Origin of the sequence: Enterobacter sp. WP_7_1 (assembly GCF_003688535.1) — a bacterium.
Lineage (GTDB): Bacteria > Pseudomonadota > Gammaproteobacteria > Enterobacterales > Enterobacteriaceae > Enterobacter > Enterobacter asburiae.
The window spans coordinates 1122602-1149518 of record NZ_REFK01000001.1 but is presented as its reverse complement, the minus strand read 5'-3'; the positions used below and the strand labels follow the sequence as shown (position 1 = coordinate 1149518).

Annotated in this window: 34 protein-coding genes; 2 read left to right on the top strand and 32 right to left on the bottom strand. The window is 51.7% G+C overall.

The genetic code is table 11. The annotated features are described in order from the left end of the window. Position 1: 1 nt before the first annotated feature. The 26 genes from BJ885_RS05725 to BJ885_RS05605 form a co-directional block, all read right to left on the bottom strand. Positions 2-949: a DUF6453 family protein gene (locus BJ885_RS05725; protein ID WP_047647955.1), complete on the bottom strand. Its 948-nt coding sequence runs from the start codon at positions 947-949 to the stop codon at positions 2-4. Next, a complete protein-coding gene (locus BJ885_RS05720) occupies positions 949-4167 on the bottom strand; it encodes a host specificity protein J (RefSeq protein ID WP_121931363.1) in 3219 nt (1072 codons plus the stop codon). Before BJ885_RS05720 ends, BJ885_RS05725 begins: the two co-directional genes overlap by 1 nt. Before the next feature lie 62 nt (positions 4168-4229). Further along, positions 4230-4796 (bottom strand): hypothetical protein, encoded by a 567-nt coding sequence (locus tag BJ885_RS05715; protein ID WP_052194043.1) that lies wholly within the window; start codon positions 4794-4796, stop codon positions 4230-4232. A 60-nt stretch (positions 4797-4856) separates the two neighbouring features. Further along, entirely contained in the window at positions 4857-5447 is a 591-nt protein-coding gene (locus BJ885_RS05710) for a tail assembly protein (RefSeq protein ID WP_047647957.1), read from the bottom strand. Continuing rightward, positions 5447-6169 carry a C40 family peptidase gene (locus tag BJ885_RS05705; protein WP_047647958.1) on the bottom strand — a complete coding sequence of 241 codons (723 nt, stop codon included), beginning with the start codon at positions 6167-6169 and terminating at the stop codon, positions 5447-5449. Before BJ885_RS05705 ends, BJ885_RS05710 begins: the two co-directional genes overlap by 1 nt. Position 6170: 1 nt before the next feature. Further along, complete coding sequence (locus tag BJ885_RS05700) at positions 6171-6926, bottom strand: phage minor tail protein L (protein ID WP_047647959.1); 756 nt, start codon at positions 6924-6926, stop codon at positions 6171-6173. After that, entirely contained in the window at positions 6923-7270 is a 348-nt protein-coding gene (locus BJ885_RS05695; RefSeq protein ID WP_047647960.1) for a phage tail protein, read from the bottom strand. Before BJ885_RS05695 ends, BJ885_RS05700 begins: the two co-directional genes overlap by 4 nt. A gap of 336 nt (positions 7271-7606) precedes the next feature. Continuing rightward, complete coding sequence (locus tag BJ885_RS05690; protein WP_047647961.1) at positions 7607-10519, bottom strand: phage tail tape measure protein; 2913 nt, start codon at positions 10517-10519, stop codon at positions 7607-7609. Next, entirely contained in the window at positions 10516-10779 is a 264-nt protein-coding gene (locus BJ885_RS05685) for a DUF1799 domain-containing protein (RefSeq protein WP_052194082.1), read from the bottom strand. The genes BJ885_RS05690 and BJ885_RS05685 overlap by 4 nt, the downstream gene beginning before the upstream one ends. Positions 10780-10826: 47 nt before the next feature. Further along, positions 10827-11138 carry a phage tail assembly chaperone gene (locus BJ885_RS05680; protein WP_020882521.1) on the bottom strand — a complete coding sequence of 104 codons (312 nt, stop codon included), beginning with the start codon at positions 11136-11138 and terminating at the stop codon, positions 10827-10829. A 64-nt stretch (positions 11139-11202) separates the two neighbouring features. Then, on the bottom strand, positions 11203-11874 hold the full coding sequence (locus tag BJ885_RS05675; protein ID WP_063440012.1) for a phage tail protein: 672 nt from the start codon (positions 11872-11874) through the stop codon (positions 11203-11205). Between the two features lie 66 nt (positions 11875-11940). Then, the gene (locus BJ885_RS05670; RefSeq protein ID WP_047647963.1) at positions 11941-12351 is read right to left on the bottom strand and encodes a DUF4128 domain-containing protein; all 411 of its coding nucleotides are present in this window, start codon (positions 12349-12351) and stop codon (positions 11941-11943) included. Then, complete coding sequence (locus BJ885_RS05665; RefSeq protein ID WP_047647964.1) at positions 12348-12932, bottom strand: hypothetical protein; 585 nt, start codon at positions 12930-12932, stop codon at positions 12348-12350. Before BJ885_RS05665 ends, BJ885_RS05670 begins: the two co-directional genes overlap by 4 nt. Position 12933: 1 nt before the next feature. Further along, on the bottom strand, positions 12934-13284 hold the full coding sequence (locus BJ885_RS05660) for a hypothetical protein (protein WP_047647965.1): 351 nt from the start codon (positions 13282-13284) through the stop codon (positions 12934-12936). Further along, complete coding sequence (locus BJ885_RS05655; RefSeq protein ID WP_121931362.1) at positions 13284-13766, bottom strand: DnaT-like ssDNA-binding protein; 483 nt, start codon at positions 13764-13766, stop codon at positions 13284-13286. The genes BJ885_RS05660 and BJ885_RS05655 overlap by 1 nt, the downstream gene beginning before the upstream one ends. Positions 13767-13802: 36 nt before the next feature. After that, positions 13803-14030, bottom strand: a complete 228-nt coding sequence (locus tag BJ885_RS23560) for an Ig-like domain-containing protein (protein ID WP_375714063.1) — start codon at positions 14028-14030, stop codon at positions 13803-13805. Positions 14031-14083: 53 nt separating this feature from the next. Continuing rightward, positions 14084-15037, bottom strand: coding sequence for a major capsid protein (locus BJ885_RS05650; RefSeq protein WP_063440010.1), 954 nt, complete (start codon positions 15035-15037; stop codon positions 14084-14086). Positions 15038-15048: 11 nt separating this feature from the next. Further along, positions 15049-15819, bottom strand: a complete 771-nt coding sequence (locus tag BJ885_RS05645) for a hypothetical protein (RefSeq protein ID WP_047647968.1) — start codon at positions 15817-15819, stop codon at positions 15049-15051. Between the two features lie 80 nt (positions 15820-15899). Beyond that, positions 15900-16997, bottom strand: coding sequence for a phage minor head protein (locus BJ885_RS05640; protein WP_047647969.1), 1098 nt, complete (start codon positions 16995-16997; stop codon positions 15900-15902). A gap of 1 nt (position 16998) precedes the next feature. Next, complete coding sequence (locus tag BJ885_RS05635; protein WP_047647970.1) at positions 16999-18387, bottom strand: DUF4055 domain-containing protein; 1389 nt, start codon at positions 18385-18387, stop codon at positions 16999-17001. 1 nt (position 18388) lies between these two features. After that, the gene (locus BJ885_RS05630; RefSeq protein ID WP_047647971.1) at positions 18389-19696 is read right to left on the bottom strand and encodes a terminase large subunit domain-containing protein; all 1308 of its coding nucleotides are present in this window, start codon (positions 19694-19696) and stop codon (positions 18389-18391) included. Then, positions 19674-20663: a terminase small subunit gene (locus BJ885_RS05625; protein ID WP_047647972.1), complete on the bottom strand. Its 990-nt coding sequence runs from the start codon at positions 20661-20663 to the stop codon at positions 19674-19676. Before BJ885_RS05625 ends, BJ885_RS05630 begins: the two co-directional genes overlap by 23 nt. Positions 20664-20740: 77 nt before the next feature. Continuing rightward, positions 20741-20914, bottom strand: a complete 174-nt coding sequence (locus tag BJ885_RS05620) for a GnsA/GnsB family addiction module toxin (RefSeq protein ID WP_047647973.1) — start codon at positions 20912-20914, stop codon at positions 20741-20743. A gap of 940 nt (positions 20915-21854) precedes the next feature. Then, positions 21855-22316, bottom strand: a complete 462-nt coding sequence (locus BJ885_RS05615; protein WP_047647974.1) for a lysis protein — start codon at positions 22314-22316, stop codon at positions 21855-21857. Next, positions 22313-22807 carry a lysozyme gene (locus tag BJ885_RS05610; protein WP_047647975.1) on the bottom strand — a complete coding sequence of 165 codons (495 nt, stop codon included), beginning with the start codon at positions 22805-22807 and terminating at the stop codon, positions 22313-22315. The genes BJ885_RS05615 and BJ885_RS05610 overlap by 4 nt, the downstream gene beginning before the upstream one ends. Continuing rightward, complete coding sequence (locus BJ885_RS05605; protein ID WP_014884012.1) at positions 22785-23009, bottom strand: class II holin family protein; 225 nt, start codon at positions 23007-23009, stop codon at positions 22785-22787. The genes BJ885_RS05610 and BJ885_RS05605 overlap by 23 nt, the downstream gene beginning before the upstream one ends. Before the next feature lie 241 nt (positions 23010-23250). Between BJ885_RS05605 and BJ885_RS05600 the strand changes: the two genes are divergently transcribed. Next, on the top strand, positions 23251-23535 hold the full coding sequence (locus BJ885_RS05600; protein WP_047647976.1) for a hypothetical protein: 285 nt from the start codon (positions 23251-23253) through the stop codon (positions 23533-23535). Between the two features lie 191 nt (positions 23536-23726). Here BJ885_RS05600 and BJ885_RS05595 read toward each other — a convergent pair whose 3' ends face one another. The 6 genes from BJ885_RS05595 to BJ885_RS05570 form a co-directional block, all read right to left on the bottom strand. Beyond that, positions 23727-24560 (bottom strand): antitermination protein, encoded by an 834-nt coding sequence (locus BJ885_RS05595; RefSeq protein WP_047647977.1) that lies wholly within the window; start codon positions 24558-24560, stop codon positions 23727-23729. Next, positions 24557-24919 carry a crossover junction endodeoxyribonuclease RusA gene (gene rusA, locus BJ885_RS05590; protein WP_047648755.1) on the bottom strand — a complete coding sequence of 121 codons (363 nt, stop codon included), beginning with the start codon at positions 24917-24919 and terminating at the stop codon, positions 24557-24559. Before rusA ends, BJ885_RS05595 begins: the two co-directional genes overlap by 4 nt. 2 nt (positions 24920-24921) lie before the next feature. Continuing rightward, positions 24922-25122: a hypothetical protein gene (locus tag BJ885_RS05585; RefSeq protein ID WP_072034206.1), complete on the bottom strand. Its 201-nt coding sequence runs from the start codon at positions 25120-25122 to the stop codon at positions 24922-24924. Positions 25123-25126: 4 nt separating this feature from the next. Beyond that, positions 25127-25729: a DUF1367 family protein gene (locus BJ885_RS05580; RefSeq protein WP_047647978.1), complete on the bottom strand. Its 603-nt coding sequence runs from the start codon at positions 25727-25729 to the stop codon at positions 25127-25129. Between the two features lie 39 nt (positions 25730-25768). Continuing rightward, the gene (locus BJ885_RS23420) at positions 25769-26011 is read right to left on the bottom strand and encodes a hypothetical protein (protein ID WP_072034227.1); all 243 of its coding nucleotides are present in this window, start codon (positions 26009-26011) and stop codon (positions 25769-25771) included. A 107-nt stretch (positions 26012-26118) separates the two neighbouring features. Next, positions 26119-26343, bottom strand: coding sequence for a DinI family protein (locus BJ885_RS05570; RefSeq protein ID WP_047647979.1), 225 nt, complete (start codon positions 26341-26343; stop codon positions 26119-26121). Positions 26344-26693: 350 nt separating this feature from the next. Between BJ885_RS05570 and BJ885_RS23330 the strand changes: the two genes are divergently transcribed. Continuing rightward, on the top strand, positions 26694-26858 hold the full coding sequence (locus BJ885_RS23330) for a YnfU family zinc-binding protein (protein WP_213730115.1): 165 nt from the start codon (positions 26694-26696) through the stop codon (positions 26856-26858). Positions 26859-26917: the final 59 nt, after the last annotated feature.

Below are 26917 nucleotides of genomic sequence, written 5' to 3'. Positions count from 1 at the left end.
ATCAATACATTGCGGGGATAATGGGAATACTCATTCCCGTAAATCTCTCGCCGGTCACAGAATACTTGTCGGTCCAACGGGAACGGACACGACCATTCCCACATTTTACCGAGTTCCCACTCATCACCAGTCCCTTGGAGCGCATGTTGCACCACCCGCTGGCTGTTGACGAGTTGAAACCATAGCAGCCAAGCGCAATCATGCTGTTGCCAATATCGACCCAGCTATTGCCCGGTGAATAAAACTGATTGCGGAATATAAATGGACGGCGAGTGGTGGAGAAGGTGCACTGACCAGCGGCGTTGATGAAATTTAATCCTCTCCCCGGTACAGGTGCCTGAACCGCAAAAATTGCAATATCGACATTTACAGAACGGGCAATATCGTCATAGCCCGTATAATCCTGCCGGGAGTAAATATTATTGCCATCACACTCAAGCGTAGCTGCGCTGTCATTCCAGCGGGCAAAAACGAGCCCTTTGGCCGGAAGCGTGTAAGTACCATTTACATTGACCGTCCCACTGAAAACACAGGAAGCAACGCGGCTGACATCAGTGATCGCAATAAAGTCTGTCGAGTCCTCAATGAGCAAACCACGGTTTCCACTCTGCCCTGCCGGTAAAATCTGCCAAACTGTGCCGGGAAATGTTTTATCTTTCCCCCAGCCATCTGATGACCAGACTCTCTGAGTCAGGGTTCCGTTGCCGTTATTGGTTATCCCGTCAAGAACCATAATCGTTGTGATCAGATTCGGCGAGCGAGTCACATTCACAACCGAGTTTGATGGAATGAAAAATGGGGTCGCCCCGGCAATAAAGCCCTGAACAGTCATGGTCTGCTGGCCCCATGCCTCTACTGCCTCCCCGCCATACGACGGACATTTCATTCCGGCAGTGATGGTCATTGCGGGACGCCCGTCATTCAAATCAATATAAAGCCCCCTGGCCATCAAAATTCTCCCAGAACAATGCGCCCGCCGTTCGACAAACTGACAGTGACACCGTTGTTATTGATCGTGACGCCTCCAGTTGAGTTGGTAAATCCAAACTGACCATTTTGGGCATAAACCCCGCCACGAACCGTCACATTATTGAATTCAGCAGAACCATTCTTGTTGATAGTCCAGCCTGCTGTGCCCGCACTGTAATTATTCGACTGAATGACATTGCCAATCTTGGCATTCGTGATCGTGCCATCCTGAATAAAACCTGAGCTGATAAAGACCTGACCATTAACCACCGCGAAGGGTGAATACTGACTGTCACCGCTGCCGCTCATCAGAACGAACTGATTAGCGTTGAACCCAATACGGGTAACTACTGGTTTCCCGGCCTCAGCAAGCACAGCAATCGACATCCCGGCGTTGTACATCACCCCGTTTATCCTCACGCCTGTTTTGAGGGTGTAGATTGCCGAAGCACCTGAGGCATCGACGACGGCTGTGAGCTTGTCTTCCAGGGAAGCGGTGACGTTGTCGATCTGCGCCTGCACCTGTGTCGACATTTCGGCCATTGCCCTATCCACCTCAGCAATAGTAGTTTTCACAACGAGGATATCGGCGCGTACCTCTCCGTATTGCGCCCATTTATGTTCAACTGTTCCGTGGTTGGCCAGCGCGTTCTGCATTGCAGCTTCAAGATTGGTATCAATATCGCTGGTCAGGCGGTCGCCGTCGGCCGAGGTAAGGAAATCGTCTGCTATTTCACCCAGATAATCATCAGCATTATCGTTAGACATTCCCCTGATCCAGTCGGTATAGCCGGACTCGTTACCCGTTCTGTCAACCAACTGCGCGCGATACCAGAATTCCTGCCCGGCTTTCAGCCCGAGCTGGGTATATTCAGCAGATGGATAAGGTACGTCCGATAGCAGCAACGGATCGGAAAAGTCGCTGTTGGCCGTGTACTGGATTTCTGTTTTGAGGGTATCGCCGGTGTTTCCCGGGAACCCCCAGTTCAGACGAATACCCCAGTTAATGCCCGTAGCCATAAAGCCCACTGGCTTGGGCGGATTGCCCACTTTGCCGGTCAACGTCTTCTCTTCTGAATATCCCCACCCGGATGAAATTTCCGCTGCGTTGATAGCACGCACGCGCACCAGGTACCGTCCGGCGTAGATGCCGGAAACGTCAAAGGAAGCGGTGGAGCTGCGCGGAACGTTAACCCAGTTCCCGTCATTGCGGCGCCATTGCGCCTCATAGGCGATGGCATTTTGTGCCTGGTCCCAGCTTACGCGCATGGTTTCGACGCTGATATTTTGCTGAATCACCGAAAACGAGCTGATCGCGATGTTGACTGGCGGCGACTGATTACCAAGTGGTATTACACTTATTGGCCGCTGATCTATAACGGCACCTGTATCGATACGGGCATATTTATCCGGATCGTGATTTGCCCCCGTGATGGTATATGTCCCGTCATTGTTATCGGTGACACTAATTACCCTGTACTGCTCCGCATAGAGTTCATCAGATTCAATTACCCATACAGCCTCAGCCTGCGGAAGTTCACTAAAGGAAGTTGTTACGGTGACCATTTCACCGGACAGGGACTGAATCGTCCGGGATTGGGTAATACCCGACGGCAGGTTTACCATTATCCTGTCACCGGCCATAGCACTTGGCACCCGGTCAAGTTTGAGGACACGACCATTAACCGCGGATAATCGACCACCTAAATCTCGGCCAGAGAGATTTCGGTCAGCGACAGCAATTATGTAGCCAGGCTGAGGGATGTTGCCGTCCAGACCAACGTCAAACGTTACAATCCTATCTTTATTGTTGGTCAGGATCCCCCAGCGCCCTTTTCTGTTAGCCTCAGACTGCCGAGTGCAACCGATGGCGGTGATCTCAAGCTGGTTGAAACCATAGCGCGCCACCAAAGCCTGCTCGAAGACGGGCTCCATTGCATCAGCATAGCCATTTGCCGGTTCAGACCAGGATACAAGAGCGTTCGTGTAGCGACTTTTGGTTGTGCTGCTGGAATACACAAATTTGCCGTTGACTACGTTAGCGTGCGTGTAGGTAAAATCGACATCTCTGGGCATGTCTGCAAGGGCAACAATCTGGTCGTCTCCCCAGTAGGTCATACCTCGAAAAATGGCGGCAAAGTCTCGCAGCACAGTGTAAGCGTCATTTCGATCCTGAATGTATACGTTGCAGGTGTAACGAGGTTCAGTTCCGCTGCCACCCTTACCATCCGGTACCGGTTGATCACAATATTGAGCGACCTGATAAAGCGTCCATTTGTCGATATTGGCTGCCGTTAGCCGATTACCAAGGCCGAAGCGGTCAGTGACCACCAGATCGTAAAATATCCACGCAGGGTTATCCGTCCATGCCCACTTAAATGCGCCCGTCCAGGTGCCGCTGTACGTTCGTGTTTCCGGGTCATAGGTATCGGGCACACGAATAACACGTCCGCGAGGCTCGCAGGAAATTTGCGGAATTGAGCCATTGAACTGGCTCGAGTCAAATTCAACGTACAAAAGCGCAGTGTTCGGATATCGAAGTTTGGCGTCGATTACTTCTGTGAAGCTTTGCAGCGTCATCGTGTCGCCAATCTTCGCGCTATTGGCATCGGCTGTAATTTTGCGCAGCCTGATGGTCCAGGTGCTGCCCGCCTGAGGTAAATCAATACGGTGGCTGCGCTCGTAACCTGACGTCGTTTTCCCGGTCACGCTGGTATTCAGCACTGTCTGCCAGGAGCCGCCATCTGTCTGCAGGTCAATTGCATAGTTGACCGAATAGCCAACCAGATCGCCATCATCCTCCTGTTTGAAGAGAGAAGGCCATTTTAGACGCAGGCGAACAGCTGAAAGCTGCGTATTGGTGAACGTGCGCGTCCACGCTGTAGAGCTGGAAACTTCGGAGCCTACATTGATTTCATTTTCGGTACCCGGGATCCCTTGAATGTATTTTTGCGCCTGAGTTCCAGAACGAAACTCCCACGCCACACCGCTGAAGTTCTGTGAACCATCTGCGTTCTCAAGTGCGGTGCCATCGAGATAAATATCGCGCGCAGTAAGGCCACCAGCAAACTCCCCCTCTCCCAGCGCGAGAAGGATTTTTGCCTTGGCTACTGACTGCAGATCGTCTGGCTGTTCTGTAGGAGTTCTTGAGCTTGAACTGCCGCCCTTGCGGCCTTTAATAGCGGTTGCTATAGCCATATTGCGCCCATAAAAAAAGCCACCCAGAGGTGACCATGATTAGAACAATGTTGAATTAAATATTATTTGATAAGCAAACCAAAATAATAGTGTTCATCGAAAATACGGAGAAAGCGAATTGCACAATTACGAACGTACTCTAATTGTTTCGAGCGAGGAATGTCACCGTGTCGCGGATAGTTCAGGTAATAATACCCAACCTCATATTCATAATTATTTGTAAAATCATCATGCAATGCGCTCCAGTACGTCATTACTCTATATAAAAGGCCATTTGGCAAGTCATACCATTTAACAAAAGTTCTAGTTAATTCACTCCAGACATCATCCTCAAGTTCAGAATAGGCGAGCTTTTTGAATGTTAGTCTCATTGCCAATATGAACGCGACTCGTTCAGTTGGCATCACTTCTCCAATCTCATCAACGTAGCCATCAAAATAGCGAAACACCTCATCTTTCGAGATTTCCTTATCTAATCCCAAAGATGCCAAAATCAAAAGATTTGAAGACTCATTGCCAGCTGAAATCTGGTTTTCAGCCCAGTCTGTGAACGCCCTTCTGTCCAAACCAGGCTCGTTTAATTTTCTTAATCCAAGCAAATCTTGAAAGTCTATAGCATAACCATCCATAAGCATTTCCAGTCTTATAATGCGTTCTTTCAAGAAGATACTCTTAGTTTGGCACTATAGCTACTGCTGATCGTCAACATAAATGCCAGCAGAAATGATCGCTCCACCGATGCGGCGCTTGCCGTAAAGGAGCGGCACAGGATTACCCTGGGCTGTCGTATTTGTTACTCCACCAAAGGCGTAACTGGCCTTGTTGTCTGCCGATTGTTTGCTGGCAAGTCCGGTTGTCTGTGGAGAAAGCATTTGAACGACACCGCCAAGGGCCATCGCAGCGCCAAATTGCATTAGAGGAACGCCGACAGCACCACCGCCAAAGTATGACGCCACAGCACCAACTGCGACCAAAGCCACGCCTAAGATGGTCTGGAACACTCCGCCACGTTTACTCCCGAGGATAACCGGCGCAATACGGATATCAGCACTACTCTGATCCATAGAGAGTTCGTCATCGTTCAGGTTACGCTTTCCACTGAATACAGCGTAAGTAAGCCCGCGCTGCTTACTGGTATTCAAAAAACGCTCGAAGCCTGGCACGATAACGCACAATGCGCGGATGGCTTCTTTTGGTGAGGCTACCGAAAGTTGGAATTCGCGGCCAAACGTACTACCTAGAACACCGTACAGGCGAATGGTACGGACGGATTCGCACATTATCCCTCCTGCATGATTAGGCTTTTATGCCTGACAATTTTCATGGTTCTCTCCATCCAGTAACCTCCATATGGCACACGTTGACTGAGGTGACCATAAAGATGATGAAGAAGCATGTTCCCCTCCAGCAAAATCCCTGAATGGTTCCACTTATTCGATTCCATCTGCATGATGATCAAATCGCCCGGCATTGGTGATCCACTGAATTCTCGGAACCCACATTCGTACCAGCAATCCTGATAGAAATTATCCGGATAGGAGTCCTCCCACCACGGATAATCAACACGGTAATCCTGAAGTTCGACATCATGCTCCTGCCGGAAATAGCTCATCACCAGCCCCCAACAGTCGTAGTGTCCGAGCACAAACGGGCGCCCGAGCAGCGGCAATTCTCCGCGGGGAGTAATGGTACGAAAGTCTCCTTCCGGCCAACTGACAATATGCCAGGGCAGCAACGTTGCATCGCATTGAGCCTTGTCCAGTTCGCTTGGTTGGGTCGTCGCGTCAGGGTGACTATGTACGATTCCCGTTATCGTCCCCCAGTCTTCAGCAGCGGCGTAATCCTCTGGTGAAAGGTGAAACTGTTCCGTTGGTTCAGCAGCCAGATTACGGCATGGGAAATAGCGTTCCACCCGGCTTTTCTGCGCTATCACGCCGCAGCATTCGTGGGGATAGTCTTTCGCAGCATGCGCCAGGATGTCCTGAATTGTTTTCTGACGCATGTTAACTCCTGATCAAAGATGTTCCTGGAAAACCACCGAAAGGAAGTTCATTGTGTTCACCAAACCGAAGCTTGCAGGCGGTGAGCGTGCCGTTGCATTCATCCAATGAGGGATCGCTTACCGGATTGTTGTTTCTGTCGAAGTAAAGCGTGCCGGCATAATCGCACCCATCGCCGGTGCGGTACCTATTCCGGATGCACCATGTGCAAAGGGAATGCAGCTGTCTGGTCGGAATCATCAATCCCTGCAGATCCATCGGGCTGGTAAGAACAAACTCGATACTTTCACCGGGAAGCTCGCTATTTTTACCGTCGATATAGAAAACCCGCTTCCTCACCTGCAAGGGATCTGCTGTTGGATTTCCATCCGAGAAATTGCGCGCATCCAGGTAATGCGCAAAAGTGTCATGAATCGTAACTTTGGCCTGCAGCATATCGTCATAGGCCAGACAGAGCGCAGTGATAGAGCTGTCAATGTTGGCAACGGTGAGCGTCGGCTGGGCGCTACTGCCATCGGTTGACGCTTCCAGTCCCTCGAGCTTATATGGCCAGGCACCATACTCTTCGCCCTGCCACCAGATACTTTTCGCCTTTAACTTTGATTCTTCTCCACCAGCAGCCGCAATCTCTTCTGCAGTATGCGGGAGGTTATAAGCGTGAAAACGAAGAACGTCGTCCAGGCCAAACGCAGAACCGTCTACCTCAAGAAGACGTATTTTTTCACCAGGTTCGAGGCGTTGATAATCTTCAGTAATCATGGTGCGTATGCCTGTTTGAAGATTGCTTTTATGGTCATCACTTTGCTGGATAGCGGCTGGACTTTAATGGAATCAGCTTCAATCCGGTATAAACCGGTTTCGCCAACAGGAGACGTCCAGATAAAGGATTTTGTAATGTGCTTGCGGCAAAACCTCAGCGCATCGAGCATCTCAGTTTTTTTTCCCGTTAAGGTCATCGGCCATGACTGTTTTTCAGGGTTGATGCCTTCACCGGCGATCTGTTCAAAACCGTCTCCAAAGGAAGCAGAGCGCGTTACGTAAATAAACTCCCCTTCCATGCCCGCCTGAATCTGGGTTCGCCAGATAAATGTTTCGATCGCCAACTTTCCTCCGGGTATAAAAAAACCCGCCGAAGCGGGTATAATTCGATTAGTCGCTGAAAGAAATTTCATCTCCAATTGTCGATTCATTACGTATATTTGAATGGCTATTACACAATTTCACTACACAGCGAGTTCTCATGAAAACACTACTAATCGCAGCTCTTTCTTTAGCGCTTGTGGCGCCCTCGATCACTTATGCAAAAGGTTCTCGTGGTCATTACACCAACGGGAAAGGCTCCTCACACAAGGGTGGGACATATACAACCCATAAGTATCTGCCCCGTAAATAATTAATCTTGTGATAGCAGGCTCAAACAAGGGACTGCTATCAGTTTATCAACGGCTTTTCATAGCGTTCCAAATCAACCTTCCGGGTTGCAACTCCTTAGCAATTCCAGCACGAACAGACTGATCGATGGTCTGTTTGTAAGCCCGAGAAATAGCATCGTTATTGCCGGAAGTCTGCTGGTGAGTGTTCTGGTTTTGAACGACCACGGAAGTTTGAACGGTTACGCCACCAGCTGCATTCGATTGCAGCCCATACATTGGGGCTGTGCCAACATAACCGCCGTTTGCATACCCCTGAGCTCCACGCATAAGCGCATAGAGATTGCCAACACCAAGTGCACTGGTCGCTTCCTTCGTAAATACAAACTCACCACCATGAACTACGCCTTTCGGTTGGTACTTACCACCATCACCGGTGTAGCCACCGCTATCGAATCGCGGCACCAATCCACCACCTGAAAAACCAAAGAACGCGCCGATACCGGTTCCACCAAACGCTGACTTCATTCCATTAACCAAAGCCAGTTGCGTCAGCATCTGGGCGATGCCCTTGAGGAAAGTGGAAAGGAAATCTGAGAAGTTAGATTTACCTGTGGTGAAGAAATCAGTCAGGGTGCTGGCCATCCCGGTGAAGGCATTGCTGGTAATCGTCTGCACCTGCGAGTAAACATTGGTCGCGCTGTCCTCAAATTCAGCCCAGCCCTTTTTCACGCCGGTCAGCCAGTCACCGCGTAGCTGATCCTCAGCATCATAGTAATCGTTAGCTGCCTTAAGCTGTTTCTGGTATCCCTCTTCATCCAGCGAACCACCAGTATTTTTCCAGCCGGCGGTGAGCTGACTTTTTGCCAGCTCTCGCTGCGCCTGGCGGTCACTCATCCCCGCGCCACCCAGTAATGCGGCCTGTTTCTCAGCCATCTGCGTGACGTATTTCTGCGAGGTATCCATGCGCTTGTTCAGCAGTTCCTGAGCGGAAATCTGATCACCCAACAGGGCTTTCTGCCGCGCTAACTGTAGCACCTGGTCTTTACTCGCGAGCAGAGATTGCTCCTGCTTTGTCAGAGAGCGAGATCGGGAGGCCTCTTCCAGCACCTGAAATTTCGCTTCCGTAGTCCAAAGGTCTTTGCGCTGTTGGCTGATAGTGTCGTTCAGCCCTTTATGCTGCTGCAGCGCGCGTAACTGTGCCTGAAGCGCCAGCAGCTCGGCCTGGGCAGCATTCGTGCTGCGATCGCCAGCCGATAAAGTGCCCTGCTTTCCGGTTTGCGTCTTTTTACCAAAAGAAGCGACTCCTTCACGATCCTTCTGGGTGGTTGCGGTACTTATCTTTCTGGTCGTATCGAGGTATTTACCTGCACTGATATCAGCGGCATCCCAGTCTTTTTTCAGCTGAGAGACGCTGTCGCCATAAGCGCCGGCCATTTGTTCGTTGTAGTCCTGCCATCCCTGCAGAGTATCCGTTTTCGCCCAGTCAGGAATGAGATTAATCGCTGCGGCAATCGAGGAAGAAATAATCTGGTTCAGCTTCTGGAAAACGATCGCAACGCTGTAATAAATTGCGTTGAATTCCTTCAGTGTGTTTGATGCCAGCTCTGCTACCCACTGGCCGATACTATGCATGGCCTCAGACGCCCAGTCTTTGATATCCAGCCACAGGCGACCAAACGGCGTCAGCGAGTCGTAAGCCTGTTCTCCACGTTGTGCCATCGTATCGCCAAACAGGTCCATGGCCTGTGTAACTGCAGCGGTCCGGTCCTTCTGCTTCACCAGTTCATCAATGTGCTTAAGCTGCGAAACAGTCAGGAAGTTGTATTGTTCGTTTAGGCTCTGAAGGGCTTTAACCGGATCCTTTTCAATATCCTGATATGCCTTGGTGATGTCCTGCGCCGAAACAATACCGGTTTGAACTGCAAGTGCCGTAGAGCCCGCCGCTTTTTCAAGCTGCTGCTGTGTGAGCGATCCCATGCTAATCAGTTCAGTCATCAGACTCTGAACGGTTTCTACAGTAGCGCCAGTAGAGGCAGCAATCGACTGGGAGGAAGCCATTACCTGGAGCGCTGACGTGCCTGCAATGTTGCCAGTCCTGATAATGGCCTTGTTAATTTCGTCGTAGGCGGTGAAGTAGTCCGCTCCCGCTTTTGCAGCAATCAGAACAGCACCGGCCAGGCCACCAATGGCCACTCGGGCAGGAGTCACCATCGACAACATCGCTTTGAGAGCATTGCCTACACCCCCAAACGAATCGCGCAACTGGCCGCCCTGCTGAATGGCTACCATATAAACCGGCATGCCGGACGCCAATGAAGTTACGATGTCGGTCATTTGCATTGGTAGATAACGCATCGCGTTGCGGTATTGCCCCGCGCTGATCGCTCCTGACCTCCACGCTTCCTCCTGCTCTTTCAGTCGGGCGATCATCGGTGCAGCACGATCGGACACGCCAAGTTGGGCTGCTTTTAGCTCTAACAGTTCTGCGCGCGTTTTTCCGATTGCTGTGACCTGCTCTTCCAGCGAATCGATAAAGGTTTTGCCCGCCGCAGCTGCACGCTGCGCTGCCTGTGCCTGTTCAATGCGAGCCCGCCCCTCTGCGGTCTCAGACTCCATGACCTGCGCCAGTTTTGCCCGCGTCGTCTCAAGCACGCTGTTGTAACGAGTAAAGTCCTCGTCTCCCACCAGCCCTTTACCGCGAAATTTCGCCAGGCTCTCCTGGATAGTGTCCAGCTCATCCAGCGCCTTGTTTACCGGACTAATTTTATTCAGCAGGTTCTGCAGTTCCTGACGCTGCTGCTTCAGGCTTTCGCTGTTCTTCTTCTGGTTATCGATGCCGGTGCGGAACGTACTGTTCAGGTCATCCGCTTTACCTGCAGCGGCGGACGCGGTCTCCTGAAAGCGATCCAGTGCCTGGTTACCACGCTCCAGCTCATTGGTATTTACGCGCAGGGAAATCGTGGCGATGTCGTAACTCATTCCGCCCTCTCTTTATGCATAACTTTTAGTGCGGCGCTCTCCATGATTCGAATGTCCGAAAGCGCGGTTGCCTCGTCGTCGACGTGGTGCAGGCGCATCATCCAGGGCAGCACGTTGTAATCAAGCCCTGATGCGCCTCCCATGCCCGTGCGCCACTGTGTGCTGACAGCCTGAAACACCAGGAATGAAGGCCATACATCTGGCCAGACGTCAATGTACTGGTCATCGTAATCGTCCGGCGTAAGCCCGTAGGGTGCCAGTTCAGCCGCCGTCGGTTCAGGCGTATAGAACGCAGAGGCAACCGCTATCAGTTTTTTTCGCGGTGTCCCATCAGCTCGCGATAGTACGTTTCCGGAATGGCCTTCATGGCCGCCGGGTAATTCTCCAGCAGCACCGACAGGTTTTCCGCGTTGAATGCATCGGGAAGTGCCCAACCTGAAATGATTTCCATCAGAAAATCAGTGGCGGTTTTGCCTTCGAGTTTTTCCAGGTCAGCCAGTTCTTTAAGTGGTTTGTGATTAAACGTGAATGTCAGCACGCCATCCTCATCGCCGGCTCGGGGGATCGAGACATTGGCCTTGAATGTTGGTTTGGGCTGAAGAGTGAATTTGGTCGCCATCGATACCTCTTAACGGAAAAAGCCTCCACTATGGGAGGCATGGAATAGTGAAAGCTCTGACGGGTTAGGCGGCAGCATCAGTCACCTTGTAGAACGTCATCGCCGGTGACTGCAGGTTCAGCACCACACTTACTGTCTCGACCTCGTTAACCGCAGTAGTTGGCGTATCGTCAAAGGACGCCGTGGCCGCCCAGTAACGGTTTTCCTTCGCCTTCGGTACGTACATGTAAGCCGCGACCGTCTCTTCGTCTTCGTCCAGTTGACGCAGCAGTGGGTATACCGGAAGCGTGGAGTCATGAGCGATCGAGTAGGTCTGGGAAACTGCTGATTTGTAGGTGTTCAGGTTGCGCTGTCTGTCATCGCTGAGGAACTGAATCTGCGTGGTGTTCTGATCGCCACCAGCTTTTGATACTTCTGTGATTTGTGGCAGTTCGGTCCACTCAAGCACCTTGCGGATTGAGCCGGAACCGCCACCAGCAGCATATTTGTTTTTGTTAGTGGTATTGATATTGCGCAGAGTTACAGCGCTGTCTGCAATCGCTTCAATTTTCGCGATTACGTTATCAACACCGGACCAGTTGCAGTTCACATGAACAATATCACCTACCTTGAGCGCGTCCGCTTCACTCACGGTGATCACCATATTTTCGGCGTTCGTCGCCCCGGTGAAAGTAATGGCTGGGCCATAACCCGATGCCAGATAGACGTGAGCGCCGTTAGGCAATGCAAAGCCCATATTGGTTACTCCTTTAGAAACGGGAAAACCGGCAAAGAGCCGGTCAGGTTTAGAAGGTTGTGAGGATTAGCTGGAGATATCAGCTCGATAATTGAGACTAACGGGAACGGTATAAGCGACAGATGTAGTGATACCGCGGAAAACACCAGGCGTTTCATCTATCCAGCATGTAAAGCCCCTGCCTTCAATCTCCAGCCCCTCGGGAAACAATTCAGCCACGCGGTCTACCAGGGCCACTACATCGGTACGGCCTATGCCGGCTGGAGCCACAACGTTAATCTGGTAGACACCTGAATAAATGCGGCAGCGCAATCCAAGGTCTACCGTACGCGGCGAAGCGGGCATGTCATGGACAGCAAGATAGAGCCCATCAGACGGCGGTGTGAAAGGCACGTTTTCCCAGGCAACCGGGATCCCTTCAGCATCAGCCCACTCGCCGAGCCTGGCGGCCAGCGCCGCCGCGATATCGGGAATCATTTAGTCACCTCCCTTACTGCTTCCTCAAAAAATCGCTGAAACTCAGCAGCAGTAATGCGTACCATCCCTCCCGGAGCCTGGGAAGAGTGCCCCATCTCCAGTCGATACGCGTAAGGGACGTTGTTGCAGAAATAAATAGCCTTCATCCCGACTTTGAACAGCGACAGCGTGTAATTGCCGGCGGCTTTTGTCAGATTTCCGGTTTTATCGACACGGCCCGTTTCATCTGTGGTCGGTGCATCAAAAGACACCTGCCAGTTGCCCCGAAACCGTCCACCGGTATATCCGGGTGGCGCTTTGATATCCATCCCATCCACCAGTCGAGCTTTCTTCTTAAGCCGTCCGGTTTTAGTCAGGTTGGCAGGGTCCGATTTTTGCGCTTCGTTATGGTCGTATACCGCCTGATTGTAAGAAGCTGCCGTCTGGTTGATGCCCCACAGTTCCGGGTTGCCGACAGGTGACATCATCACCAGTTGATTAAGGATCCGAATGCCGACAGCACGTACGACCGCTTCCTGATTCGCTTTGGCTTTGTCCACGAACGCGGTGATGGCAGTCGTAAACGCCTTATTATCGCCCATGCTATGTCCTCAACTGGGATTTGTAGCAGAGCACCACCGCACCCGGTTTCACGGGGTTAGGTTTAACTACGCGGTGGCTTACGCCGTCCACGACGATCAGATCGCCGGTTTTAATTTCCTTCTCAGCGGTGAAGACAATCCGCACATCGCCGTTTTCAATGACGGTTCCATCAATTTCGCCTGGCGTGTAATCCGTCTTCACTCCTGTGGCGGTGAACTGGATATCATCGGAACGATGCTCCACACCACCGATGACGATTAACGTGCCCTTACGCGTGACGTTGTATGCAATGCCGTTCTGCTTGAGCATACGAGTCGTTGTCGCCTGCATTCGCTGATAGTTGATGGCCATTACGCGCGCTCCGCGAAAGTATTGATTGCATATCCACGCCCACCAGCCAGGTCGCCGAGAATAGCCATTACCGCCGGGTAAGAAGGTGTAAACGCCTCACCATCGGCAACCGCATAGGTCATGGTAACGGCGCCTTCGACACGTTCGGTTTTAACCGCGGCCTCACGAACGCTTGAAAGCAAATCGCCAGCAATTGCCTCGATAGCCAGCATGCATTGTGCGGTGATAACCTGCCGCGGCACCTGGTCGGGTGGGAAGTCGTGTCCATCCAGAATGACATTTGCGCGTGGCCAGGCCAGCGGCTGTCGAGGGTCTGCTTTGGAACCTACCCATTCAAGCCCTTCCAGGTAGTCCATCGCCTTAATCAGTAACGGTGCGAGCTTTTCAGGCAGCTCAACTCCTCTCAGCGTGGCAAATGACGCCAGTTCATCTTCGCTGGCGTAACTGTTTGCGTCAGCGGCGGTGATATCAGTAATAATCATCTGAGCATCCGTTGAATGGGGCTTACGCCCCATCGATTAGCCAGCTGCAGGTGCGGTGAAGGTGATCTCATCCGTGGTTTTCGCCACTCCTTCAACCGTGCCGGTTACCGTGAAGGTGCCAGCAACGTCTGATGTGAGTTTGACCGTCGCCCCACCAGCAGAGCCGGTCTGAGAACTGGCAGTGCTGAGCGTGCCGCCGGTTGAATTCCAGGCAACGTTTTTGCCGGAAACACCTGCGCCGTTTAGCGTGTACTTCAGGGAAATGGTGACCGCATCGGTGCTGTCAGCGGTTGCGGAGGTTTTATCCGCTGACAGCGTTACTCCCCCGCTGCGGATCCCAGCTTAATCAGGACGCCAGCCGTAGATTTGTTGCTGGTGAAGTGCTTCTTCCAGTTACCCGCGGTGCCGATTTTGGTCAGGTCCGGGTTATCACCTTTGGCGGTGTCCCAGCTGTAGCCCAGCAAGTCGACATTCACAACGCCTTCAGCACGGTACCCGATGGCCAGGTTTTCCTGATCGTTGATGTCGTAGGAACGGAACCCCGGCGCCTGAGACTCGGTGACGGTAACCGCTCCGGCTACCAGCCCAAGGATCGCATCAGCGTCCATGGTGTCGGTCACCAGCACAGGTTTACCCAACGTGCCCGGCTGCCCGCCGTAAACCACCACGCCAGCTTCTTCGTAGATTTTGTTGGCGATCGCCTCATCCACGATGTCGAAGTAAGTGGCGGAGTGCATAACGAAGAGAACAACACGGTTGAACTTATCGCCGTATTTGCGCAGGCCGCGCGTCAGGGTCTTCTTGCCGTCTGTTTCGATATCGGCGGTGACCACCATGTCCGCGTTGGCGCCAATAGCAGCCGTCAGCGCCTTCAGGCCGTATTTCACGTAGCCTTCCAGGGTCGCGTCAGCCACATCAGTGCCGATTACTTCGGAGAACTCATCAACCGAGCGGCCGCGGCGTTTGAACGCTTCTTCAGTGGTTTCGTATGGACCGTATTTCCACGGCGCTTTGACGGATACGGCTTCACCGGCGCCAATCTTCTTACCCGTCACCTTTTCGGTGGAGTTAACGTCACGCGATTCGATTGAGCCGCCCACCTTGTAGAAGGCACGCTTGCGGAAGTCGCCTTCAATCAGCTCGTTATCCAGCAAGATCGCGCCGTTGGAGGACGCGTTGAAAATAGCCAGGTTGTCCTGGCGGCGCTCGAGGAAAGCAGTCTGCGCCAGGTCGTCATAAATGATCAGGTCACTATTAACAGTGGTAGGCATGGGTTAATCCCTTATTTCGGAAGTTTGAGGAAGGCCTGCTGGCCATGCTTGCGGATGTAGTCCGCTTTGTCGCTGGCGCTCATTTCGGAACGTTTCAGGCTGCCACCGCCGTTTGGTTTGTGTCCGCCCGCGCCGGTGCCTTCTGCGCGTGGGAACAGATGCGGAGCCGTCTCCTTAAGAGACTCAGCCCACTCAAGCGGGCTCAGTGGAGTTTTGCCGTCTTTACCGAACAGAACATCGCCATTTGCATCAACTGCTACGGCCTCGCCTTCGTCGTTGAGCTGGAAAGTGCCTTTGGCACGCAGAATCAGATCGTCAGATGCTTCCGGCAGCGCACCAGCTTTTGACGCTGCTGCACGGATTGCATCGCCCAGAACTCGATCCCGGAATTTGTTGGAGAACGCTTCGGCTTTGTCCGCGCGTTCATTTGCGGCTTTAATCTGCTTTTCAACGTCAGCACGCAGACGCTCGGTGCGCTTATCGAGCACCTCATCGATTTTTCCGGCGGCAATCAGCTTTGCCTCTTCGTCGTCGGAAAAACGCTGGAGGATCCCGCGCACTGCATCAGGATCGATACCATCGAAGCGTGACAGGGTTTCTTTTTGCTGCTTAATGGTTCCCAGCAGCTCAGAGTTTTTCGATTTCAGGCCAGTGACTTCGCTGGTCACACGCTCATCAATCAGCTTCTGGATTTCAGGAGTGATTTCGATACCGCCACCACCACCGCCCTCACCGCCACTTTCAGGTGCGTAATATTTCAGAAGCATGTTTCGAATTAACATAATTTCCCCTCGGGATTTTGCCGGGCCTCGCCCATAAAAAAGCCCCGGCGGATGCCAGGGCGTGGAGTAAGATGTGATTGTTAGTTGTCTGTGCCTGAGAGCTGCTTCAGCCGTTCCAGGCTGATCCACTCGCCTTTGTCAGTGAACATATCAGCCAGGTCGATTTCACCCGCGCGGAACAGACGTCCACGCTCGGCACCCAGAACCTGATCCTGGCGTTGTGCCGACTGGCGCGCGAGCCATTCCAGATACGAGGTTTTAGCTGGCACCTGGCCATCCATGCTGGCACGAGTACCCTCGGCCATCTCATCAATATCAATGCCGAGTTCGCGCCAGGACTTGAGAATCAGAGTTTCAGTAGAACGGCAGCAGAAATGAATCTTCCCGGGTCCCTGCAGGTAAGGCACCTTATGCCCGACCGGTTTGTTATCCAGGGTGTAACGCAGCAGGTCACGAATAATGCAGTCGTGGCTGGTTTTATTGTCCAGTGTAGACAGCCACTGTTTGCCTTTCACGATATCGCTGTTGGCACTGGTGAAGCTGTTGCGCGCTGTGGCAGCCAGATGATTCACAGCTGTTTTAGCGATGCTGGCGGCATTTGCCCTGCTCATCTGCAGCGCGCCGTCGCGATAATCTTTATTGGCGTGGCCGCGAACACTGCGCGCGATTGTTTCTACCGTGTCGCCGGCAAGATACCCCCTTCGAACGGCGTTCACTATCCGCGCCAGCCTGTCCGATTCCAGATTATCCGCCCACTCACTCAGCAGCCGCCCCTGAAAGGGCTGCGCCATCGCCGCGGCATACACCATATCGGCTGTAATACCCTGCAGCGGATAGTGAGACAGGACCTGTGATGGCAGAAGGGAATCGAACAGGCTCAGCTGATAACTGGCTTCGTTCTTTGCCAGCGCCACCAGCTCACTCTCGAGCCCTGCCTGCATGGACGCTACGGCTTGATGGTTAAGTTCGCGCACGCTGCCCAGTAAACTCTCCAGACGGTTAACGGTGAAGCTCTCCGGCGGCAATCTGTCCAGCGCATCTAGTAGCCGTGCCGAAAGATCCGCGTCCGTTTCGTTAAGCAACTTCACCATCCGGTTTGCCACACCGGTGGCGTAGCGACTTAACCAGACGGAATGTGCGATCGACTCATCGCGCAGGCTTTCGTTAATGGTGGCCATATCAGCCTCCCGTCAACGTTGGTGCCTGATTGCGAAGCACATCAATAACCTCGTCCGGACTGTCGGCCGGGTCAATGAGGTCAAGCTTTTGCAATGCGCGAATCATATCGCTATCGCGCAGCGCACCGGACTGCCAGGCGTTGACGATTGCCGTCACCATGCCCGACTCGGCAACCTTCGCGATGAACTCCTGGTTGATGGTGTAACTCGTCGTTTCGCCCTTGATGCCGAGGTATTTCGCACACCAGCTAAGCGCCAACGTGTAGGCCTCAGAAACGTTCGAAACGCAGATACCGAGCACAGACGTTGAGGATGTTTGCTCACCGCTCGCCTGGGTAGCAGTCTTCGCCGTGGCGTTCTGCTCAATCAATCGGGCGCCAAGCTGCACCATGTAATCGCGTTTGCTGTCCATGGCCTCTTTAGCCAGCATGTTCGGCTGCGCCTGGGCATAACCAAACGAGCCCTCCTTAGGAAGCAAAAGCGGTGATCGGGAACCAATTTTAACGCCCTTCTTCTCGAGGTGATCACGCCAGTTGGTATCAAGCCCTGTCATGTACGGCTGCACCTGACCACAAAACCACACGCTGTCCTCATAGTCAGCACTGTTACGGTAATGACCGTGGTTTATCTCCACCAGCGCAGCCAGAGGTGAATCATCAATTGTAGGATCGTTGTTCTGGGCCCCGACGAATGTGAACGGGATTTCGTCCCAGTAGTCCTTTCCTTTCGGCTTAGGGTGGTACTCACTGTCAACGGTGTAGGTTCCGCTTGCAGTGCCACCAGCCCGGCGCCATACCCGGCAGATGAACCGGCCTTCTTCCAGCGCCAGTTCGCGGTACTGGATTTCATCCTTATAAGCGTAACCATCCGGCTCTTCTACGCATTCACGCAGTACCACCAGCACCAGCTGATCGCGCCCGTTAATTCGCTTTGTTCGCCAGTTGATGATGTTCTCTGCCGGATAGCGGAGGATGATCGCCTCATCGGAGGCTTCTGCGTAATCGACATAAAGCCCCTCTCGCGCAACTTCCAGCACGTTCTCGGCCACCAGTTGCGACTGCTGATAAATACTGGTGCCGGCACCGTCAGCATTGTCCAACAGGTAATTGAGCTTTTCAGGGCCGTTAAACGTGGGGTCCTTGCGATACGCCATCCCAAGCATGCCGATTTTCGTATTACCGGCAATGGCATAGAACACCGCGCGGCTCAGATAGTCCTCATTGCGCTTGCGATTGCGAGTGGATTTATCAGTTGGGTCGAGATAAGGCAGGTACTTATTACCCGCTGCCTTTACGGCCTCAGCTCCTTTGCAAAAGTCCCTGTATTTCCGCCAGGCAGCAGAAGCCGCCCGGTGTTCTGGTCGAACCCAGGTGATGTCGTCGTTTGCCATATCAGAAAGTGGTGTCCATGGTGATTGAGTATGCCGGTTTCACGATCGGGTAATCCTTCACGATGAAGTACCCACCAGCATCATTGGGGTGATCGTTATCTGCTGATTTGTCCGGTTCGCCATTTGCCGCCCAGATTTGCTGCTCGAGGCTCTCGGTGTAAACCGGGCAGTTCTGAACGTTAACCAGATAGCGGCGTTCGCCATTGGCGTTGCAGAACATGGCGTTCATCGAGTTGATGCGGTCTTTAACAGGAGGGTTGGCATCATCTACGATGACGCTGAATCCGGCATCGTTGAGCTGAGCAATATCGGTCTTGCTGGCGTTCTGGGACTTGCGGGAGTCGCCAGAGGCATCCGGATAGATGTAAATCTCCCGGCTTTTAACGTATCGGCCATCCTCGTAGCGCCAGAACTCTTCCTGGATACGCTTAATCATCGCTGGCGTGTCGTAGACCTTCACCAGCTCACGGACCGCGCGCGGCAGGCCATTACGCTTTACGTGAACAATCGCGGCCATTTTCCCTACGTTGAAGTCCATACCAATAAATAGCGGATCCCCGTCCTGAATCTCGTCAGAACAGTTATTCAGCTTGCGGTTAAAGGTGTGGTAAATGGTCCCGCTGTTAAGGTTGGTGAACTTCCCGCGCAGATAGGCCTGAATCAGTTCGTCAGGGTAAGAACTAAGCAGCGATGGAATGTAATCAGGCGGTAGATTCTTCGCATTGTCGAACGTGCTGGCCTGAATCAGTCCATACAGCGCCGCAAGCTCTGGTTTTTCACGCACAGCCTTCACGAACTGCTGGTAGACGAATTTGAAGCCTTCCGGCGTTGTCGTGACGTCAATTCCATTTCTCAGACCGGGAATGTTGTAACGCATACGGGCGATGATTTTTCGCCAGGCCTGCTGCGCTTTGGCAGCCGCCATAACGTCCAGCTCATCCACCATCGCATTACCAATTTTGAAGCCGACTATCGAGCCGGGCTTCTCCATCGAGCGGCAGATGGTTGTCCCGCGGTAGCACCGCCCCTCGTAGAAGTGAACCTCTTTGTTCCCCTCGTTGATTTTGACGCTCAGCCCCCAGTCAAAGGCCACCTCCTCTATCGTCGGGTAGAAGATGTCACGAATCTGCGGGTACGTCGGCGCGAAATAACCCTGGTTGATTTTAGGATGCTCCCACATCCCTTTGCAGATGCCCCCACAACCCACCCACGTCTTACCGGAACCGAACCCAGCAACGTAGGCTTTGAATTTGTGCTGCATCGCGAGGAAGCGCGCCTGAGGAATGTTAAGTGTCGGGCTGATCCCCATCGTCTGCCCTCGCATCCACTACGTTGATATTGATCTGCACTGGGGTTGGTTCATCGTCCTCACCATCACCGACCAACTCTTTACGAAGCTTTTCTACCTCCAGCTGCCGGCGCTCGATTTCAATCTGCTGCAGGCGCTGCGCGAACTCGCTATCAGCCAGGCCAAGGCGCTTCATTACCGCTTCGAACATGCGCTCACGGCTGATTGCGGTTATCTCGACGCCATTCTTGCCGACCTTAACGCCGGAGTATGCGAGCCGTGAGACTTGAGGGAGTTTGCGCGTATCGGGGAAATAAGGCTGGCCAATACCATCGCCGTTGCAGCGCGGGCATTCAGGGTTAGGCTCTCTGTTGTGGTCATAGCCGTAACCGCCGGAATCTTCGGGTTCACGTCTGTCACGCTCAAGCGCCTCGAGTCTTTTCTCTTCGAACTCAACGGCATCGCGCCACTGGTAGTGATGACCGAAGCCCCAGCAGTAACGACACGCGCCACGACGATACTGCGAAAGCTGGTTTGCATCGAAGGTGGCGAGCTGCCACATCTGCGCGAGGACTTCATCGGCACTGCCAAGCGTGCGCGCAATGGACGCTTTTTGCTGCTGCGCAATAGACTGCGCAACGTTAGGATTCGCTATGAGCTGACGACCGTAGTTTGGGTCACTATAACCAGCACGTGCAGCGGCAGCTGTGGCGTTGTTGTCCTTCAGGTACTCCGCGACAAATAAGCGCTGCTGAGCTGTAAGTCCATCATCATCCACCAGCGCATCTGCGCTTTTATCTTTCTGCGCAGTGCGCACTTTTTTTAGCGCAGGTTTTTGCGCAGTTTGCGCAGTAGGCTTTTTGATGTATCGGCGGGCGGTAGCGTAATTAAGTCCCTGCGCTTCACACCATTCCTTCGGTGATACGCCTGTTTTGGCATGTTCGGACAGGAACCGTTGCTGAAGCTCGCCCCAGTCCGGTTTTGCCATGTTTTTTCCTTGCGTTACTCACTGTCAAATAGCGATAAAAAAGGCCGCATGAGCGACCTTGTTTTGTGAAGTTACGATTAAAGGAGTTTGATTTTGACCTCGTACCCTTCAAGACCTGTCATCGCTTCACGAGCGATAAACTCAATTTCGGAAACTTCATGGCCTGTTTTTTTTCGTAACTCTGAAATTTTTTTTGATATGAGGGCAGAAATTTCTTCTTCTGCCTTGTTCGTCAGTTCTTCAATTTTCATTATTACCTCTTTTGGCCGTTTACTATTTCCATTATCAAGTAAGGCGACAGTCATAGATGAGCTGCCTTTAACCTAACTGTATGTAAATAGTAGACTACCTGTGTTACAGATGCTGAATGGGCTAACGTTCAGCTTGTCCCCAATGGGGTTCCCAGCGTCAGTGATGCCCCAAATAATGATAAAAAAAGCTCCTTCATCATTACAAGAGCTTTTGCCATATGGTGCAGGATGCCTCCTGGTGAATCGTCTCTTAGTCCCCGGAAGCCCGCAGCCTCATTTGTTCAAAATTGGCGCATGACAAGAAGAACAATCAGACACATCCCTGCCACTATGAACAGGGCCAAGTCAAAACCTTCCGCCACAGGGAAACCAGCTATTAATGATTGCCGTTTCCGCCTGAGATTGAAAGATCAGGATGAGGGGCTTCACGTTATTGCATTTAAAAGTGCATTTAATTTGCAATATCTGGCTGAGATGTTATTTTGCCAAAGCCTTAGAGCAAGAAGCACATAAACATTACAAAAGATTCGACTAATACTTGCCCCGTATCAGGGGCATTTTTTATGGCCGAACGCAGTTCAACCCGTTCCTTTTAGTGTGTGTAATTTCGAGTGAAATCTAATCTTCTTATAGGGGATATTAGGTAGAGCATGTGCAACAAGTAAGAACCATCAAAGACTGCCAATCTGAGGAAATTCCTAATACTTTTCGCTTACGCTTGTTGATTACTGGTTGACTGCCAGGCTATCCAAGACTCTGATGCGGAGAATGCCAACTCCAGGGAATCATCGATAAAAAGAGCAAGTGAAACTGAGACTCCTTTAGCTCTCTTTGCGAGAGCATTTTTTTGGCGTCATCCAACCTATCAAAATGCGCTTAAAATATTTGCTATTGCTAGTGTCCAGAAGAGAAATAGTGACAGAACCTTACGGATGAGGCTCTATTTCATACATTGCTCTTTGATGTAGTCCTGCAAATATCCGACCTGCTTTGTCACTGTGACGATTCTTTCTCTGAGGGTGAAATAATCCCGTTCAGCGGAGTCAGTAAGTCGGGGGCTGGAAGCATCGCCCAGGCTGCCGGTTCCGGCCGTTCCGTTCGAGGGACATCTGGCGTTGACGTGCAGCCCACACTTACCAGTGCTAACGCAACGCTGCAGATCTTCAAGCTGTGATTTCGCATCGGCTAATTCCTTCGTGTATTTAGCATCAAGTGCCGCTGCATCACGCTGACGGGTCTGCATGTCTTTGATGGTGGCGTTTGCCAGGCTGAGTTTCTCAGTGGCTTTATCCCGCTGATCTTTGTAGGTGATGGCGATGTCGCGATAATGGTTAATCGCCCATGCCATGGAAACCAGAAGGCAGATAACTACAGCAAAGATGGTTGCTGTTAATCGGTTCATTTCTGGCCCCACTCGCAAACTTCACGCTCAATCTCGCGCCGAGTGATAAGCCCTTTCCACTGTTTGCCACCGGCATACGTCCAGCGCTGCAGTTCTTTGCATGCACCCGGAACGTCGCCGAAATTTATTTTTTTCAGCAGCGTCGATCTGCTAAACGCTCCAGCTCCTACGTTGTAGGTGAAAGAGTAAAGTGCGGCACGAGTGGTTTCGGGAATATGGACTTTAATCAGCGGGTCGATAGCTGCAGCTACCTTGCGCAGGTCGGATTGAAGCAAAGCGTCACATTCTTTATCGGTGTATCTGTGACCGCGGCGAATGTCAGCGCCGGTATGCCCATCGCAAACAGTCCAGACACCAACGACGTCTTGATAAGCGTAATAGCGTCTTCCTTCAAGTCCATCCGCATTGCCCAGCATCACAGCTGCAATAGTGATTGCGCTGGCGCCGCCAACAACGGCGCCCACCAGCTTATTTCGGAGTGTCGGGTTCATCTCGGCTCCTGCTGCGGCGGTTGTCTTCGCGGATTTTGAAATAGAGATTCGTTAGATACGTCAGTACAGCGATGATGATGCCCACCAGCACGCCGATAGCGTTCCACTGCTCGGGACTGTAGGCATTCAGCATGCCGTTTAGGATGCTACCGGCTGAAGCGCCGTAAGCAGCACCGGTGGTTAGTTTGTCCATGCGATACATACTCTCACCTCGCGTAGTTAGCGGGTGCTGTGTGTTAGAAAAGGGTCTGTCCGTCGGGACGATTTAACAAGAAGGCGTGTCGATGATGGTTCTAGGAGCCTGAAATGAAAAAGCCAGCGACAGGCTGGCAAGGTGAGGGTAAGGCAATGAGCAGGGTATTATTTAGAACCAAGCGACCTATAACCTAGCTAAACAGATGACATTTGTGTAAAAAGATGACATCAATCAGCAGGTGTCCATCGTGAAATACATTTGGCTAATTTTAAAGCTCATAACAGCATCACTTTATGTGTTTCTGGTTGTTTTTGGCTCTGGATTTGTAGGTTCGAGTATAGCCAATGCAATTAATCTTGAAACACTTAACCTAAATTACTCATTAATCGCAAAGGACTCGGCGGTATACGCATTCTTCGCAACTGGTGCGACATTAGTTGTTCCACCTGTCCTATATTTAATCCAACATTATGTCTGGCCAGTGTTGAAGTTTATCGGCTTGAAGATTCGCTTCTTCTTCCATGGATACTAAAAGGCTCGCAGCTGGCGAAGCATCGCTTATTTTTCCGTTACAGCGCTAGCTCTTCAATAATTCTTAAATCGACAGAAGCAAAAAGCCCCACGGGGTTAACCGCAGGGCTTTAAACGAAGGCAATAATCCATCGTTAGAGGAAAACTACCACAGATTCGGGAAAAGTAAATAGCTCACGATAAAATAACGCCCTATTTTGTTATCTGCTTGAGCTGTGCATCAGCCCAGGCCTCTTCGATGTCAAACCTGGTGATGAGTTGATCGTAGAATGGCTTAACAGATTTCTTCCATGTATCGAGGCTGATTGCATCCGTTATCTCACTTAAAGCTGCGTAAGCCTCAGTTGATGGAATTCGCTCAAACCCTCGCCCACTGCAGCGCTTGCAATCAGCCAGTACCGGAACGCCCTGCTGATCTGTAAGAGCGTGATTAACAGCTTTCCCGCGGCCATGACAATCTTTACAGGCACAGCTTACTACCTTCTTCCCCTTACACCGAGGGCAGAGAACGCGCGCTACCTCCCTGACCTGTCTATGCACCTCATACTCAGAAGGACGAATATCCTCCGCGCCCATGTGCAAAGACATCTTCACGAACTTCTTCTCTTTTGCCGGAGTGTGAGACTTCATGCTGAAAACCTCAGCGTCAATAAACCCTTCCCCATTGCAGCCATCGCACTGCTTCACGCTGGCGGCGCTGCGGGAATAGTCTTCGAACGCGAAGGTGGCCAGCTGATGCATCACCAGTGGTTTAACCCCTGGCTCCAGCTTGCGCAGCGCCGCCACCCGATCGCACTTAGTCAGCGCATACTGGGCCAGCAATTCAATCGCCCTCTCCCGGTCATTGTTGCTGATGCCCATTTTCCCGAGAAAAGCACTGTAACCCAATGCTGCCCGTTCCTGCGTCATGCCCATAGCGGCCATGATATCCGTCCCAGTTAATGAGTCTGACGCCGTTGCACGCGGAGAGTCGCTAATCATTGTCGATTTGGCAAAGTGATATTTGAGAGTGTTTTCAAGGTTCATGCGGTCTCCAGCTCGGTAATGGTGAGTTTTAATTTCCCGCCTTTAACGACAGGCATTTTCACAACGCGATAATCGATTACCTGGCTGTCATCCAGCCAGAATCCCGCCTTGGTCAAAGCGTCAAATGCAGCTTTCTGCAGGTTATCCAGATCGCGGCGTCGGCGGTCGGGCATGTGACATTCAATTCGGATTTTGAGTGGTACAGCTGTCCGAATATTAAGCCGGGCGCTTCGAATGAGACTGGCGACCGCATAGCGATACGCGACGCCATCTGCGCTAATGTGAGTGCGCCCGCGGTTGTGCCGGTAATACCGGTTGTTGCTCGGCGGCCAGGGCAAAGTGATTTGATATGTTTTCACATTCATCCCCACATCCGGTTTCGCCAGCGGCTATCCGGGCGCGCTGGAGTATTTGAGGTCGGAAGGAATGCACTGACAGTCCAGGTCACGTAATCCTGGTTAAGGCTGCGCTCAACTCGCACGCCGCGCGCTTTGTAACGCTTGACCAGTTCGTCGGCCTGTTCGGTGCTACAGTCGGTATGATGGAACCATGTAGACTTCATTCGATCACCCCGCGAAGCCAAGCAGCTGTGCGGCGACATTTTCTGCCTCATCGCGACTGCGGAATGAACGGGACAGGACCCACCGCCAGAGGACATCAAGCGCAGCTTTATAGAGTTGCTGAAACTCGGGCTCGTCCATGTTGGCGAATGAAATGCTGCGAGGATGCTTTTTGAGTGTGCCGTCAGGTAGCTGAATGGCATCAAAGTGCCCTGCCTCAACGATCACCCAGGAGCGGTAAGCATCGAAGGATTTGCACAGGCTAATGCCATTCGTGACGCGCCGGTAAGCAACCTGCTCTAGATACTGCTCAGCAGCATCGATCAGCGCGCCCTCATTCCCGCCATACGAAGCAAGGAACTTGGCGTAGCCAGTGATCAGCTTCCGCTCGTTACTCGAGATAGCCCCGCCGGTTGGTTCCCAGTATTCAAAACCAAGATTGAGAAGCGCGAAAAAGCGTCGGTGGAATGCCGGGTTTCGTACACGTCTGAACTCGGCCACAAGAACATCGCCGAGCCGGGTTTTGGATTGCAGGATATCGCTGGTCTCGGGAGTAGCCGGGATCAGTATTCCTGAATGGTGTTTGATAAGTTGTAATTCTAGCGCCATGGTTCTCTCCGTGGCGCATCAGGTATAGGGTGTTCAGGCCTATGAAAGAATAATATCAGACGGTGGTGTAACTCGGTACCCCAGTCGTTTTGCAAATTGCATAAACCCGTTGAGAGTGAAGATTTCTTCCTCGTCGAGTAACGGTCGTAATGAAACTATTCCATTTACTCGATAAACCAGATATCTCCCTTCCGCCGGGAAGCTATAGATGACTGCGTTATCGGCCCTTCTGACAACGTCGTACCATTGATCATCTGCATTAAAGGCATCTGCACTACACACTATTTTCCCCCAGAGCGACTTATTGACACGGTAAACAGTAATCGGGAACAGCCAGGGGAGCGCAAACAGCAATACTCTTTGAAACTGCTCCAGTGAAATTCACGCGATTAATTAAACCACTCGTCAGCGCTTTCCCAGGTCTCCTGCACGATATATTCGACCTCTTTCTTGTCACCCCCGAAAACAGTCAGCCCATCATGGCTGGCACGCTTAATCGTAAGCTGGCAATCATCAAACTGCTTGCTGAGCCTTTTCAGCAGTTCTGACTCGAGCGCAGGTATAGATCCATCAGGAAGTTTCTTCATGCGATCAATGGTTAACTCGATTTTCATTTTTCCCTCCGCAATGAATTACTGTATGTATATACAGTATATTTATAAACATATCTTACGGGTTTTGCAACGCTTTCAGAACATCGAATTTGAATCAACCGATTTTTCTTGTAGAACAAATCAAGTGTTCAATCCAGGCGGCAACCTAGATAAAACTGATCTCGCGTCGCAAAATAACATAAGGATTTTAAAAGGTTGGAATTCATTCGCTTCTAAATCGGACATGAAAGCGATGTGTTAGAAAAGAGAAAAAAACATCACTTATGTTAAAAAATTGGGTGACTTTTAAATTGGTTTAATTTTAGCCAGATGTGATAGAGTGAAATACATTCATTGAGAGGCTAATCATCATGTCTGTTATCGATTACGCAATGAAACTTTTTGGAAGCGTATTAACCACCACCGTCACCTGCCCTGTTTGCGGATTAAAATCCGCTCAGTCTTCCTCTAAACTGCGTCTAAAAAGCCCCATGCTCTGTCCGGGGTGTAAAGCACTTTTTATCTCTCCGCGCTAGCTTCACAGCCGATGTTCTACACTTAATATAATATCAGCAGTTGTCAAAATCCCCGATGC